The sequence below is a fragment of the Homoserinibacter sp. YIM 151385 genome (assembly GCF_027912415.1).
Taxonomy (GTDB): Bacteria; Actinomycetota; Actinomycetes; order Actinomycetales; family Microbacteriaceae; genus Schumannella.
In genome coordinates this window covers 1,598,003-1,611,652 of record NZ_CP115175.1, presented here as the reverse complement: position 1 = coordinate 1,611,652, position 13,650 = coordinate 1,598,003, and the positions used below count along the sequence as shown (strand labels likewise).

Sequence of the window (13,650 nt, the reverse complement as noted above, 5' to 3'; positions counted from 1 at the left end):
CCTAGACGAGCAGCTGGTGCTTCGCGAGGTCGCGGTAGAGCGGCACGGAGGCGACGAGCTCGGAGTGCGTGCCGACGCCGGCGACGCGGCCGCGGTCGAGGACCACGATGCGGTCGGAGTCGACGACGGTCGAGAGCCGGTGCGCGATGACGAGCAGCGTCCGGTCCTCGGCGACCGTGTCGATCGCCTCGCGGAGCAGCTGCTCGTTGAGGCCGTCGAGGGAGGCGGTCGCCTCGTCGAGGAGCAGGATCGGGGGCGCGGCGAGCAGCGCACGCGCGATCGCGAGCCGCTGGCGCTCGCCGCCGGAGAGCATGACGCCGTCCTCGCCGACCTGCGCGTCGAGGCCGAGGGGGCTGCGGCCGAGCACCTCGCCGAGGTTGACCGCGCGGAGGACCCGCTCGCAGGCCTCGTCGGAGGCCCCGGGCGCGGCGAGCAGGAGGTTGTCGCGGATCGTGCCCGCGAGCACCGGCGCATCCTGCTCGACGTAGCCGATCTGCCCGCGCAGGGCGTCGCGCTCGAGGCCGCGGACATCCTTCCCGCCGAGCCGCACGACGCCCGACTCGGGGTCGTAGAAGCGCTCGACGAGCGCGAGGACGGTGCTCTTGCCCGCGCCCGAGGGGCCGACGAGCGCGACGCGGGAGCCGCGCGGCACCTGGAAGCTCACGCCCCGCAGCACCTCGCCCTCGCGCCGGGCGTCCTCGTCGCCGAGCTCCGCGAGCGCGGCCTCGCCGACCGCGGCCGCGACCGTCTTCTCCGTCTCGGTGCGGTGGGCGGCGTCCGGGTAGCCGAACACGACCTCCTCGAACTCGATCGCCGCCGCCGCGTCGCCGTCGGGTGCCGGGGTCGCGGCCGCATCGTCCGCGTCCTCGGCGGGGGTGCGCACGATCTCCTGGATGCGGCCGAGCGCGCCGAGCGCCTGGTTGACGGAGTTGATGGCCCCGAAGGCCTGCCCGAGCGGCATGATCATCATGAAGAGGAACAGGATGAACGCGACGAGGTTCGCGATCGTCAGCTCGCCGGAGGCGACGCGGAAGCCCCCCACGCCGAGCACCACGAGGAACGACACCTGCATCGCGATGCCCGCGATCGGCACGACGAGGGCCGAGATCTTCGCGACCTTGACGCCCGCGCGCCAGGCACCGACCGCATCCCGCTCGACGACCTCCGTCTCGCGCCCGGTCGCGTTCGCCGCGCGGACGGTGCGGATCGCGCTGATCGCGCGCTCGACGGCCGCCGCGAGGTCGCCGACGCGCTCCTGCTGCTCGCGGCTGGCGACGCGGATCCGCGCCGAGAGCAGCGTGACCGCGACGACCGAGACCGCGACGACGAGCACGGTGAGGCCGAGCAGCACGGGGTCGAGGACGAGCATCGCGATGAGCGCGCCGAGGAAGAGCAGGGCACCGCCGACCGCGTCGAGGAGGCCCTGCGTCATGACGGCGTAGAGCAGGGTGGTGTCGCTGCCGACGCGCGAGACGAGGTCGCCCGTGCGGCGCGTGTCGAACTCCGAGATCGGGAGGCGCAGCATCCGGCGCACGAGCTGGCGGCGGGCCGAGAGCACGACCGAGGTGCCGGTGCGCTGGAGGATGTAGTGCTGGAGGCCGCTGAGGACGGCGGAGCCGACGACGAGTCCGATGAGCACCCAGACGAGCCAGCCGAGCGCGCGGCCCGCCTCGACGATCGAGATGACCTGGCTGACGAGCAGCGGCTGCGCGAGGGAGGCGGCCGCGCTGAGGATGCTGAGCACGATGACGGCGGCGAGGGCGCCGCGGTGCTCGGTGAGGTAGGGGAGGAGCTCGCGGAAGCTCGCGCGGGGGCCGTCGTCGGCGGCGGCGCGTCGGCCGAGGAGCCCCCGGCGGGGCGCGGTGGATCGGGTGTCGGCGGTGCTCATGTCTCTCCTCGGCGCTATCGGCGCCCGTACCTCTTGTGGACGGCCTGCCGGCTGACGCCGAGCGCGGTCGCGATCATCTGCCAGCCGCATCCCTGCGCCCGCGCCTGGCGGACGAGCGCGGCCTCCTGCCGGAGGAGCTCCTGCTGCCGGGCGCGGAGCTCGCGCAGCTCGGCGAGCGGCCCCGGGGGCGGGGTCTCCTCGGCGAGGGGGCGGGCTGGCACGCGTCAACCGTAGTTGACACTCGGCTGGACGTCAACTCAGGTTGACACGGCGCGCCGCGAGATATGTGGACGGTGCTCACATGTCGGAGGTGGGCGGCTAGGCTCGCTCTCGTGTCCGCCCCCGTCATCCACGCCGCAGCCCTCACGAAGCGCTACCAGGAGATCGCCGCCGTCGACGGCATCGACTTCGACGTCGCGCCGGGGGAGTCCTTCGGGCTGCTCGGGCCCAACGGGGCCGGCAAGTCCACCACGATGCGCATGGTCGGCGCCGTCTCGACCCGCACGAGCGGCGAGCTCTCGATCCTCGGGCTCGACCCCGACCGCTCCGGCCCCGAGATCCGCGCGCAGCTCGGCGTCGTCCCCCAGCAGGACAACCTCGACTTCGAGCTGCGCGTGCGCGAGAACCTGCTCGTCTACGGGCGCTACTTCGGCCTCCCGCGCGACCGCGTCGCGCAGCGGGCCGACGAGCTCCTCGCCTTCGCCCAGCTCGAGGAGAAGGCGAAGGCCAAGGTCGACGACCTCTCCGGCGGCATGAAGCGGCGCCTCACGATCGCGCGCGCCCTCATCAACGACCCCCGCATCCTGCTGCTCGACGAGCCGACCACCGGACTCGACCCGCAGGCGCGCCACATCCTCTGGGATCGGCTGTTCCGGCTCAAGGAGGAGGGCACGACGCTCGTGCTCACCACCCATTACATGGACGAGGCGGAGCAGCTCTGCGACCGGCTCGTCGTCGTCGACTCGGGCCGGATCATGGCCGAGGGCGCGCCCGCCGCGCTCATCCGCGAGCACTCCAGCCGGGAGGTCGTCGAGGTGCGCTTCGGCTCCGAGCGCAACGAGGAGGCCGCCCGCCGCATCGAGGGCGTCGGCGACCGGACCGAGACCCTGCCCGATCGCGTGCTCGTCTACGCCGCCGACGGCGAGGCGGCGCTGCGCCGCATCCTCGAGCTCGGCCTCGAGCCCGTCACGAGCCTCGTGCGGCGCTCGAGCCTGGAGGACGTCTTCCTCCGCCTCACGGGGCGGAGCCTCATCGAATGAGCGCCCCCGCATCCCAGGCGGCGCCGGCGGGCGCCCCGGCCGCCCCCGTCGCCGCCCTCCCGCGCCGCTTCGGCGCCTGGTACGTGACCGAGCACAACCTCCGCCGCCTCAAGAACTACGGCGGCACGATCGTCGCGACGATCCTCGGCACGCCGCTGCTCTACCTCTTCGCCTTCGGCGTGGGGGTCGCGACGCTCGTGACCGGCAACGAGGGGCCGGGCTCCGAGGACGGCGTGAGCTACCTCGCCTTCGTCGCGCCCGCCCTCCTCTGCGCGGCCGCGATCACGGTCGCCTCCGAGGAGTTCACGTACACGATCATGATGGGCTTCAAGTGGAACCCCATCTTCGTCGGCATGAACGCGGCGCCGATCAGCGCGCGTCAGATCGTCGACGGGGTGGTGCTCTTCGTCCTGCTCCGCATGCTCGCGACGGCGCTCGTCTACTACCTCGTCATGCTCGCCTTCGGGGCCGTCCCCTCGCCCGCCGGGGGCGCGCTCGCGGTCCTCGTCGCCGTGCTCACGGGCCTCGCCTTCGGCACGCCCCTCATGGCCTACAGCGCCTCCCTCACCGAGGACCGGGGCCAGTTCGCGATGATCATGCGCTTCATCGTGCTGCCGATGACTCTCTTCAGCGGCACGATGTTCCCGCTCGAGACGCTCCCGTGGTTCCTGCAGTGGGTGGGCTGGATCTCGCCGCTGTGGCACGGCGCGGAGCTCTCGCGCGTGCTCGCGTACGGTGCGGCCGAGGCGCCCTGGCTCACCGCGATCCATCTCGTGTACCTGCTCGCGCTCGCCGTCGTCGGCTGGCGGCTGGCCGTCCGCATCTCGACGAGGAGGCTCGACCGGTGAGTGTGCCCTCCAGCGCCCCCGCCCGCGCGGTCCGCGGCTCGCGGGGCCCAGGCCCGCGCGGCGTGCGCGCGCTGTATGCGGGCAACGCGCGCAGCGTCATGTACCGCGGCTGGTTCGCGACGAAGTCCTCCAACTGGGCCGTCGTCGTCTCCGGCTTCTTCGAGCCGATCTTCTACCTGCTCTCGCTCGGGATCGGGCTCGGCAGCTTCATCGGGCCGGTCGTCCAGGGCGACGGCGAGCTCCCCTACGCCGCGTACATCGCGCCCGCGCTCCTCGCCGTCTCGGCGATGAACGGCGCCGTCTACGACTCGACGTGGAACGTCTTCTTCAAGATGCACTTCGGCAAGCTCTACCAGGGCATGCTCGCGACGAGCCTCGGGCCGCTCGACATCGCGCTCGGCGAGATCGCGCTCGCGCTGCTCCGCGGCGGCGCCTACGCGACCGGCTTCATGATCGTCATGCAGGCGCTCGGGCTCAACCTCGCCTGGACGGCGATTCTCGCCCTCCCCGCGATCCTGCTCATCGCCTTCGGCTTCGCGGCCGTCGGGATGGCGATCACGAGCTACCTCAAGACCTTCCAGCAGATGGACTGGGTCAACTTCGTCATGCTGCCGATGTTCCTGTTCTCGGCGACCTTCTACCCGCTGACCGTCTACCCCGAGCCGATCCAGTGGCTCATCCAGGCGCTGCCGCTCTGGCACGGGGTCGAGCTCGTCCGCGGGCTCACGACCGGCGTCCTGGGGCCGGCGATGTTCGTGCACGTCGGCTACTACCTCGTCATGATCGCGGTCGGTCTCGTCGTCGCGACCCGGAGGCTGCGCGCCCTCTTCCTCGACTGACCCCGCCTCCCCGCGCCCGCATCCAGGGGCTCGGCCGTTCGGCCGCGGAGGCTCAGGCCACGTTCGACTCGTACGCGATGTCGCGCGTCTCGCGGCTGAGGAGCAGGGCCACGAGCGTCAGCACCGCCATGGCGCTGAGGTACACGCCGACCAGCCAGATGCTGCCGCCCGCCGCCGTCCAGAGCGCGACCGCGATGAAGGGCGCGACCGCGGCCCCCAGGATGCTCGACACGTTGTAGCTGATCGCCGAGCCCGTGTAGCGGACGTTCGTCGGGAAGAGCTCCGGCAGGATCGACGCCATCGGCCCGAAGGTGAGGCCCATGAGCGAGAAGCCCACGATGAGCAGCGCCATGATGCCGGCGAAGCCGCCGCCCGCGAGCGGGACGAAGAGCAGGCCGAAGACGAGGATGCCGGCCGTCACGACGATGAGCGTCAGGCGCCGCCCGAAGCGCTCCGCGAGCGGTCCCGAGACGAGCGTGAAGACGCCGAAGAACACGACGCCCACGATGAGCATGATGAGGAAGTCGGTGCGCTCGTAGCCGAGCCCGCCCGGCTGCGCGTCCGCCGGCGTCGTCCCGAAGGTCAGCGTGAACGTCGTCATCAGGTAGAAGAGCACGTAGGTCGCGAGCATGATGAAGGTGCCGAGGATGAGCGGGCGCCAGCTCGTCCGGAAGACGCGCGCGAGCGGCAGCTTCGCGACGTGGCCCTCGTCGACGACCTTCTGGAACGCGGGCGTCTCGATGAGCTTGAAGCGCACGTAGAGGCCGACGATCACGAGGATCGACGAGGCGAGGAAGGGCACGCGCCAGCCCCACGACTGGAAGGCCTGCTCGTCGAGGGCGGTCGCGAGCACGAGGAACACGCCGTTCGCGAGGATGAAGCCGATGGGCGCGCCGAGCTGCGGGAAGGTGCCGTAGATGGCCCGCTTCCCCTTCGGGGCGTTCTCGGTCGCGAGGAGCGCCGCCCCCGACCACTCGCCGCCGAGGCCGAGGCCCTGGCAGAAGCGCATCGCGACGAGCAGCGTCGGCGCGAGCACCTCCCACCCGGGCGTGAGGCCGGTCGGGAGGATGCCGATGACGAAGGTCGCGATGCCCATGGTGAGGAGGGAGGCGACGAGCGTGCCCTTGCGGCCGATCCGGTCGCCGAAGTGCCCGAAGACGATCGAGCCGAGCGGCCGCGCGACGAAGGCTGCGCCGAACGCGGCGAAGGACTTCAGCAGCGAGGTGGCGGGGTCGTCGCCCGGGAAGAACAGCGCGGGGAAGACGAGGACGGCCGCGGTCGCGTAGACGTAGAAGTCGTAGAACTCGATCGAGGTGCCGATGAGGCTCGCGAAGATGACGCGGCCGCGGGGGTTGGCGGGCTTCGGCGAGGTCGTGGCGGCGGGCGTGGATGACATGGTGCTCCGAGGGGACGGCGTGAGCACGGGAGCGGGTCGGGGGAGCGGCAGGGGTGCGTGCGGACTCGACCGCGCGACGCTGCCCGTGCAAGACGAAAGGGGGCCCGCTCGTGGCGGACCCCCAATACCCTACGCCCGTCTAGGAATCGCCGCGGACCGCCCGCAGCGCGCGCGCCGTCGCGACGACCGCCTCCGCCGCCTCCCGGCCCTTGTCCTCCTTCGAGCCCGGGAGCCCGGCCCGGTCGATGCCCTGCTGCTCGTCATCCAGGGTGAGCACGCCGAAGCCCACCGGCTTGCCGGTGTCGAGCGCGACGCGGGTCAGGCCGTCGGTCGCGGCGTTCGAGACGTAGTCGAAGTGCGGCGTGCCGCCCCGGATGATGACCCCGAGGGCGACGACGCCGTCCGCGCCCGCCTCGAGCACGGCCTTCGCGACCACGGGCAGCTCGAAGCTGCCCGGCACGAGCACCTCGGTCACGGTCGCACCGGCCTCCTCGAGCGCGGCGCGGGCGCCCGCACGGAGGCCGTCCGAGATGGCCTCGTGCCACTGACCCGAGACGATCGTGATGTCGAGGCCCGAGCCGTCGAGGTCGAGGGTGGGGGATCCGGCGCCGCTCATGCGGAGAGTCCTCTCTTCGTGATGGTGTTCTCGATGACCTCGTCGAGGTCCTCGTGGGTGGGGAGCGCGTGGCCCATGCGGTCGCGCTTCGCGTCGAGGTAGCCCTCGTTGAACTGGCCGACGCCGACGACGAGCGGCACGAGCTCGGTCACCTCGATGTCGCGCTCGCGCAGCTGCCGCGCCTTCTCGGGGTTGTTCGAGAGCAGGCGCACCGAGCCGATGCCGAGATCCTTGAGGATGCCGGTCGCCGCCCCGTAATCGCGGGCGTCCGCGGGGAGCCCGAGGCGCAGGTTCGCATCGAGCGTGTCGAGGCCGTCCTCCTGGAGGCGGTAGGCCTTGAGCTTGTTGATGAGGCCGATGCCGCGGCCCTCGTGGCCGCGCAGGTAGATGACGATGCCGCCGCGGGTGTCGATCTCGCGGAGCGCCGCCTCGAGCTGCGGACCGCACTCGCACTTCAGCGAGCCGAAGGCCTCGCCCGTGAGGCACTCCGAGTGGACGCGGACGAGCGTGCCGTCCGCGGGCGCCCGGCCGTCGGGGCCGTCCGAGATCCAGGCGACGTGGTCGGCCCCGGTCGAGCGGTCGCGGTAGGCGCGCACGCGGAAGCGGCCGAACTCCGTCGGGACGCTCGTCTCCACCTCGAAGCTCACGCGCTCGAAGTCCGGCACGTCGACGACGGGCTCCGGGTCGCGCGAGCAGTTCCGCTCCTGCATGAACTCGATGAGGCTCTCGATCGTGACCACGAGGACGCCCTCGCGCTCGCCCAGCTCGATGAGGCCCGGCAGGCGCATCATCTCGCCGTCGTCCGCGACGATCTCCGCGATCGCGCCGACGGGCTCCAGGCCCGCGAGCTTGAGGAGGTCGACGGTCGCCTCGGTGTGGCCGTCCCGCTCGCGCACGCCGCCGTCCACCGCCCGGAGGGGGAGGATGTGGCCGGGCCGGTTGAGCGCGCTCGGCAGCGAGGCCGGATCGGCGAGCACGCGCAGGGTGTGGGCGCGGTCGGCGGCGCTGATGCCGGTCGAGAGCCGGTCGGCCGCATCCACGCTCACCGTGTACGCCGTGCCGCGCGGGTCCTCGTTGTCGGCGACCATGAGCGGCAGCCCGAGCCGGTCGGCGATCTCGTTCGTCATGGGGGCGCAGATGAAGCCGGAGGAGTTGCGGACCGTCCACGCGATCCACTCCTGGCTCGCCGTCTGCGCGGCGAGGATGACGTCGCCCTCGTTCTCGCGGCCCTCGTCGTCGGCGACGATCACGGGTCGGCCCTCGCGCAGGGCGATCAGGGCCTCGGGGATGCTGGCGAGGCTCATGCGGAGACCTCCTCCTTCTGGAACGCGAGCAGGCGCTCGACGTGGCGGGCCAGGATGTCGGTCTCGACGTTCACGGCATCCCCGACCGCCTTCCGGCCGAGGGTCGTCGCGGCGAGCGTCTCGGGGATGAGCGAGACCTCGAGCCACTGCTCGGCCTCGGCCGCGTCGCTCACGGCGCTCACCGTGAGGGAGGTGCCGTCGAGCGTGATCGAGCCCTTGCGGGTGACGAGCGGCGCGAGCTCGGGGCTCAGCGCGAAGCGCACGATGCGCCAGTTCGACTCGTCCTCGATGCGGAGGACGCGGGCGGTGCCGTCGACGTGCCCCTGCACGATGTGCCCGCCGAGCCGGGAGCCGAGGGATGCGGCGCGCTCGACGTTCACGAGCTCGCCCGGCACGAGGGTGCCCAGCGTGCTCATCGCGATCGAGACGCCCATGACATCCGCCGTGAAGGTGTCGGCGGTCTGCGCGACGACCGTGAGGCAGACGCCGCTGATCGAGATCGAGTCGCCGTGGCTCGCGTCGCTCACCGCGATCGGCGCGCGGACGGTGAGCCGCGCCGCGTCGCCCTCGGGCTGTCGCTCGAAGGCGAGCACCTCGCCCAGCTCCTCGATGATGCCGGTGAACATGTCAGGCCTTCTTCCGGGGTCGGGCGAGGAGCATGAGGTCCTCGCCGAGGTGCTCGATCGCGCGCACCTCGAGGTGCAGCGCGTCGGAGATCGTGGGGATGCCGAGCTCGCCCAGCGCGAGGCGGCCGCCGCCCAGCAGGACGGGCGCGAGATAGACGACGAGCTCGTCGGCGAGACCGGCCGCGAGGAACGCGCTCGCGACCGTCGGCCCGCCCTCGACGTAGACGCGCCGGATGCCGCGCGCGTGCAGAGCCTCGAGGGCGGCGCGGAGGTCGCGCGAGCCCGTCTCGATGACGCCCGCCGGATGCGCGTGGAGGCGCGCGTCGGCGGGGATGCGTCGCTCGCCGAGGACGACCGGCACCGGCTGGTGGGCGAGCAGCTCGCCCGCGTCGCCGCGCGCCGTGAGGCTCGGGTCGTCGGCGAGCGCGGTCTCGGTGCCGACGAGGATCGCGTCGTGCTCGGCGCGCTGCTCGTGCACGCGCTGCCGGGCGGCGGCGCCCGTGATCCACCGGCTCGTGCCGTCGGCGGCGGCGGCACGGCCGTCGAGGCTGGACGCCCACTTCACCGTCACCCAGGGGCGGCCGCGGCGCACCGCCGTGAGCCAGCCCTCGAGACGCTGCTCGGCCTCCTCGGCGAGCACGCCGCCCACGACCTCCACCCCCGCCTCGCGGAGCCGCTCGCCGCCGCCGCGCGACACCTCGCCGGGGTCGCTCACGGCGTAGACGACGCGCGAGATGCCGGCCGCGAGGAGCGCCTCGCTGCAGGGGCCGGTGCGGCCCGTGTGGTTGCAGGGCTCGAGGGTGACGACGGCGGTCAGGCCGCGCGCGTCGGACGGCCGCGGCAGCTTCGCGAGCGCGTCGATCTCGGCGTGCGGCGTGCCCGCACCGCGGTGCCAGCCCTCGGCGACGGTGCGGCCTCCCGCATCCAGGAGCACACAGCCGACCTGTGGGTTGCCGCCGGTGAGGGGACCGCGGGCGGCGAGGTCGAGGCCGTGGCGCATCGCGGCGCGCTCGGCGTCGGTCGCCGCGTCGCTCGCGGCGGGCGTCTCGGTCATCCGGCGGTCCTCGGTCTCGGTCCTTCTGGACGGGTCCCGGGGTCGACGCCAGGTGCGGCGGGCTCCAGTGCGCTGCCGGCTGAAGCCGACGGCACGCTCGAGCCTGTGCATCCTCCCATCCGGACTGTCACCGTCGGTCCCGGAATTCCACCGGATCAACCCCGACCCTCTCGGATCGGCGCTCGCGGACTCTCACCGCCGGTGCGGAATCTCACCGCCCCCGGAGCACGTGCTTCGTGTTCTGCAGTCTACCAACGCCGCCTCGCGCGCCGTATTCCCGCGTCGCATCCCGTCATCCGCGGCGCCGCGCGCCCGGTCCGCGTCTCGGAGGATGCTCGCGCTCGGCCCGGCGATCGACCCTGAGCCCGGCATCCTCCGAGACGCGGTGCGACGATCTCTCCACAGATCGGCGCCGTGCGGCACGCGCCGAGCCGATGGGCGGCGATGCTCGCGGGATGGACGCTCGGATCTGGACGACGGCCGAGCTGCGAGCGCGCGGGATCCGCCGACGAGGGCTCGAGCGGCAGCTCGACGACGGGGTGCTCCAGCGCCTCCGGCGCGGCTGGTACGCGACCGCGGGCGTCGACCCCGCGGTCGCGGCGGCGGTGCGGGCCGGGGGCAGGCTGGCCTGCTGCTCCGCCCTCGCGGCGATGGGCGTCTGGACGCTGCTCCCGGACGATCGCACGCACGTGCAGCTGGATGCGCACGAGACGACGGTGCGCCGCTCGGCGGATGTGCGGCTCCACTGGGCGCCGCTGTCCGACCCCGGCGACGCGAGCCGAGGGGCGGTGGGCATCGTCGACGCGCTGCTGCAGGCGTCCGGATGCCTCGACCGGCTGCCGTTCGTCGCCGCGGTCGACAGCGCCATGCATCTCGGCCTCCTCCGCGAGTGGCAGCTCGACGAGCTCAGGGCGGCGCTCCCCGCCGAGCGGCGGTCGCTCCTCGATCACGTCGAGTCCACCGCCGAGTCCGGATTGGAGTCGATCATGCGGGTCGCGCTCCGCGACCTCGGGCTCGCGGTCACGGCGCAGAGCTGGATCGGCGGGGTCGGGCCGACGGATCTCGACGTGGAGGCCGCGGTCGCCGTCGAGACGGACGGCGACCGCTGGCACGACGCGACCGTGTCGACGCGCGACCGGGAGCGCGATGCCGGATTCATCCTGGAGGGCCGGACCGTCCTGCACTTCAGGTACGCGCAGGTCGTGTACTCGCTCGACTGGTGCGTCGGCGTCGTCATCGCCGCGCTCGAGGTCCACCGCGGGGTGCCGGACGGGCGGCGGAAAGCTGCGCGCGCTCGCCGCCGGCTCGCTCGGGCGGTACCGCGTCTCGGAGACTCGAGCCGGGAAAGGGCCTGAGGAGTCGAGCGCACGGGATCCTCCGAGCCCCGGTCCGCGACGCGGCGGGCCGGTCGGGGTGCGCGGTGCTCAGCGCGGGACGCGGCTCGAGCCCGCCGGCACGTCGAGCGGGACCGCTCAGCCCGAGAACGCCGCGCCGAGGAGCGGCGGCAGCTCGTCGAGGGTGCGGATGACGTGCGCGCCCGCCTCGGCCGCCGCCGCGAGGTCCTCGGGCGCCGCGACGCCGGGCCGGTCGATCCAGACGCCGGTGAGGCCCGCATCCGCCGCGCCGATCGCGTCCGTGCGGAGGCGGTCGCCGACATAGCAGGCCTCGTGCGGCTCGACGCCGAAGACCGCGCAGGCGAGATGGAAGATGCGCGGATCCGGCTTCGCGACGCCGACCTCGCCGCTCGCCACCACGTGCTCGAGGTGCGCCTCGAGCTCGATCGCCCTGACCTTCGCCATCTGGAAGGTCAGCTCGCCGTTCGTGATGAGGCCGATGCGCATCCCCGCCTCGCGGAGCGCGCCGAGACAGCGCAGCGCATCCCCGTGGAGTGCCCAGGTGCGCTCGTACTCGACGAGATAGCCGTCGAACCAGGCGTCGGCGTCCTCGTCGCGCGAGAGATCGAGGCCGTAGGGCGCGACGAAGCCGCGGGCGCGCTCGCGGCGCTGCCCGAGGAAGTCGAGCTCGCCCGCGAGGTAGCGATGGTAGTGCTCCTCCTCGAGCGCGTTCCAGCGGGCGAAGTCGGCGGCGCCGTCCGCCTGGAGCGCGGCGTCGCCGAGGGTGAGCCGGTGCGCCGCGATCCCCTCGCGGACGCTTCCGCGGTGGTCGAAGAGGGTGTCGTCGAGGTCGAGCATGACGACGCGGATGCCGGTCACGCCGGTCACGCCGGCCACCCGGGCTTGCGCTCGCGCGGTTCGCCCCGACCGAGCTCCGCGTGCCACATGTCGTGCATGCCCCGGTCGCCGAGCGGCGCGGGCCGGATGCCGGTGAAGCGGAACCCGAGGCGCTCCGCGACCGAGCGGGATGCGGCGTTGCCGACGACCGCCTCCCAGCGCACCGTCGCGACCGCGAAGGGCGCCGGGGCGGGCGCCGGGGCGGGCGCCGGCGCACCGTCGCCGAGCGCCCAGTCGAGCACGGCGCCCGCCGCCTCCGGCATGATCCCCCGACCCCGGTGCGGGCCGCCCAGCCAGAAGCCGAGATTCGCGCGGTCGCCGTCCTCGACGCGCAGCCCGACGAGGCCGAGGAGCTCGCCCTCCGGCTCGGCGCGGATCGCCCAGGTCGCCTCGCGATCCCAGGCCCAGCCGCTCACGACGTACTCGCGCACGAAGGTCTCGGCGTGCGCCCGCGTGTACGGCCAGGGCGTCGTCATGACGCGCTCGAAGAGCGGATCGGCGCAGTACTCGGCGATGAGCTCGACGTCGCGCGCCTGCGGCTGGTCGAGGACGAGCCGCGGGGTGCGCAGGGCGACGGGCTCCATCAGGCGCGGCGGAGGAACCCGACGCGGTCGTAGACCCGGGCGAGCGTCGCGTCGGCGACCCCGGCCGCGCGGTCGGCGCTCGCGGCGAGGATGCGGTCGAGCTCGGCCGGGTCGTCGAGGAGCTCGAGCGCCCGTGCGCGGATCGGGGCGAAGGTGTCGGCGACGAGCTCCGCGAGATCCTTCTTGAAGTCGCCGTAGCCGCGCCCCGCGTACTCCGCCTCGAGCTCGGGGATGCCGCGCTCCGACAGCGCCGAGTAGATGGCGAGCAGGTTCGAGACGCCCGGCTTCGCGCCCGGGTCGTAGCGGACGCTGCCCTCGGAGTCGGTCGTCGCCGACTTGATCTTCTTCGCCGTCTTCGCCGGGTCGTCGAGCAGCCAGATGACGCCCTTCTCGCTCGAGGCCGACTTCGACATCTTCGCGGTCGGCTCCTGGAGGTCGTAGATGCGCGCGGTCGACGACTGGATGCGGGCGGTCGGCACCGTGAAGGTCTCGCCGAAGCGCGCGTTGAAGCGCTCCGCGAGGTCGCGGGTCAGCTCGACGTGCTGGCGCTGGTCGTCGCCGACGGGCACCACCTCGGTGCCGTAGAGCAGGATGTCGGCCGCCATGAGCACGGGGTAGGCGAAGAGCCCGAGGGAGGCGGCATCCGCGCCCTGGCGCGCCGCCTTGTCCTTGAACTGGGTCATCCGGCTCGCCTCGCCGAAGCCCGTGATCGTGTCGAGCACCCAGGCGAGCTGGGGGTGCGCGGCGACGTGCGACTGGATGAAGAGGGTCGAGCGCGCCGGGTCGATGCCCGCGGCGATGTACTGCGCGGCGGTGCGCCGGGTCGCCTCGCGGAGCTGCGCGGGATCCTGCGCGACCGTGATCGCGTGGAGGTCGACGACGCAGAAGAAGGCGTCGAACTCCTCCTGCATGGCCCGCCACTGGAGGAGCGCGCCGATGTAGTTGCCGATCTGGAGGGAGTCGGCGGACGGCTGCATGCCGGAGAAGAGGCGGGGCTTGGGCATG

Annotated in this window: 14 protein-coding genes and 1 riboswitch; of the genes, 4 read left to right on the top strand and 10 right to left on the bottom strand. The window is 73.1% G+C overall.

The window, feature by feature from the left end:
- Position 1: 1 nt before the first annotated feature.
- Positions 2-1,888, bottom strand: a complete 1,887-nt coding sequence (locus tag OF852_RS07820) for an ABC transporter ATP-binding protein (RefSeq protein ID WP_271118614.1) — start codon at positions 1,886-1,888, stop codon at positions 2-4.
- Positions 1,889-1,902: 14 nt separating this feature from the next.
- Positions 1,903-2,109, bottom strand: coding sequence for an AsnC family protein (locus tag OF852_RS07815; RefSeq protein ID WP_271118613.1), 207 nt, complete (start codon positions 2,107-2,109; stop codon positions 1,903-1,905).
- A gap of 111 nt (positions 2,110-2,220) precedes the next feature.
- On the opposite strand from OF852_RS07815, the gene OF852_RS07810 reads away from it, so the two are divergent.
- The 3 genes from OF852_RS07810 to OF852_RS07800 are packed head-to-tail and all read left to right on the top strand — an operon-like array spanning position 2,221 to position 4,834.
- Entirely contained in the window at positions 2,221-3,147 is a 927-nt protein-coding gene (locus OF852_RS07810; protein ID WP_271118612.1) for an ABC transporter ATP-binding protein, read from the top strand.
- Positions 3,144-3,995 (top strand): ABC transporter permease, encoded by an 852-nt coding sequence (locus OF852_RS07805; protein ID WP_271118611.1) that lies wholly within the window; start codon positions 3,144-3,146, stop codon positions 3,993-3,995. The genes OF852_RS07810 and OF852_RS07805 overlap by 4 nt, the downstream gene beginning before the upstream one ends.
- A 2-nt stretch (positions 3,996-3,997) precedes the next feature.
- Positions 3,998-4,834, top strand: a complete 837-nt coding sequence (locus OF852_RS07800; RefSeq protein ID WP_271121139.1) for an ABC transporter permease — start codon at positions 3,998-4,000, stop codon at positions 4,832-4,834.
- Positions 4,835-4,886: 52 nt separating this feature from the next.
- Here the strand turns inward: OF852_RS07800 and OF852_RS07795 are convergent, their stop codons facing one another.
- The 5 genes from OF852_RS07795 to ribD all read right to left on the bottom strand — a co-directional run bounded on the left by OF852_RS07795 (position 4,887) and on the right by ribD (position 9,830).
- On the bottom strand, positions 4,887-6,230 hold the full coding sequence (locus OF852_RS07795; RefSeq protein WP_271118610.1) for an MFS transporter: 1,344 nt from the start codon (positions 6,228-6,230) through the stop codon (positions 4,887-4,889).
- 139 nt (positions 6,231-6,369) lie between these two features.
- Entirely contained in the window at positions 6,370-6,846 is a 477-nt protein-coding gene (gene ribH, locus OF852_RS07790; protein ID WP_271118609.1) for a 6,7-dimethyl-8-ribityllumazine synthase, read from the bottom strand.
- A complete protein-coding gene (ribB, locus tag OF852_RS07785; protein WP_271118608.1) occupies positions 6,843-8,150 on the bottom strand; it encodes a 3,4-dihydroxy-2-butanone-4-phosphate synthase in 1,308 nt (435 codons plus the stop codon). The genes ribH and ribB overlap by 4 nt, the downstream gene beginning before the upstream one ends.
- Entirely contained in the window at positions 8,147-8,776 is a 630-nt protein-coding gene (locus OF852_RS07780; RefSeq protein WP_271118607.1) for a riboflavin synthase, read from the bottom strand. Before OF852_RS07780 ends, ribB begins: the two co-directional genes overlap by 4 nt.
- Before the next feature lies 1 nt (position 8,777).
- Positions 8,778-9,830: a bifunctional diaminohydroxyphosphoribosylaminopyrimidine deaminase/5-amino-6-(5-phosphoribosylamino)uracil reductase RibD gene (gene ribD, locus OF852_RS07775; protein ID WP_271118606.1), complete on the bottom strand. Its 1,053-nt coding sequence runs from the start codon at positions 9,828-9,830 to the stop codon at positions 8,778-8,780.
- Positions 9,831-9,933: 103 nt separating this feature from the next.
- Positions 9,934-10,061: riboswitch (FMN riboswitch) on the bottom strand.
- A gap of 224 nt (positions 10,062-10,285) precedes the next feature.
- Between ribD and OF852_RS07770 the strand changes: the two genes are divergently transcribed.
- Positions 10,286-11,185 carry a type IV toxin-antitoxin system AbiEi family antitoxin domain-containing protein gene (locus OF852_RS07770; protein ID WP_271118605.1) on the top strand — a complete coding sequence of 300 codons (900 nt, stop codon included), beginning with the start codon at positions 10,286-10,288 and terminating at the stop codon, positions 11,183-11,185.
- Between the two features lie 117 nt (positions 11,186-11,302).
- Here the strand turns inward: OF852_RS07770 and OF852_RS07765 are convergent, their stop codons facing one another.
- The 3 genes from OF852_RS07765 to trpS are packed head-to-tail and all read right to left on the bottom strand — an operon-like array spanning position 11,303 to position 13,649.
- Positions 11,303-12,052 carry an HAD family hydrolase gene (locus OF852_RS07765; protein WP_271118604.1) on the bottom strand — a complete coding sequence of 250 codons (750 nt, stop codon included), beginning with the start codon at positions 12,050-12,052 and terminating at the stop codon, positions 11,303-11,305.
- Complete coding sequence (locus tag OF852_RS07760; protein WP_271118603.1) at positions 12,049-12,645, bottom strand: GNAT family N-acetyltransferase; 597 nt, start codon at positions 12,643-12,645, stop codon at positions 12,049-12,051. Before OF852_RS07760 ends, OF852_RS07765 begins: the two co-directional genes overlap by 4 nt.
- Positions 12,645-13,649, bottom strand: a complete 1,005-nt coding sequence (gene trpS / locus OF852_RS07755; protein ID WP_271118602.1) for a tryptophan--tRNA ligase — start codon at positions 13,647-13,649, stop codon at positions 12,645-12,647. Before trpS ends, OF852_RS07760 begins: the two co-directional genes overlap by 1 nt.
- Between the last annotated feature and the right edge of the window lies 1 nt (position 13,650).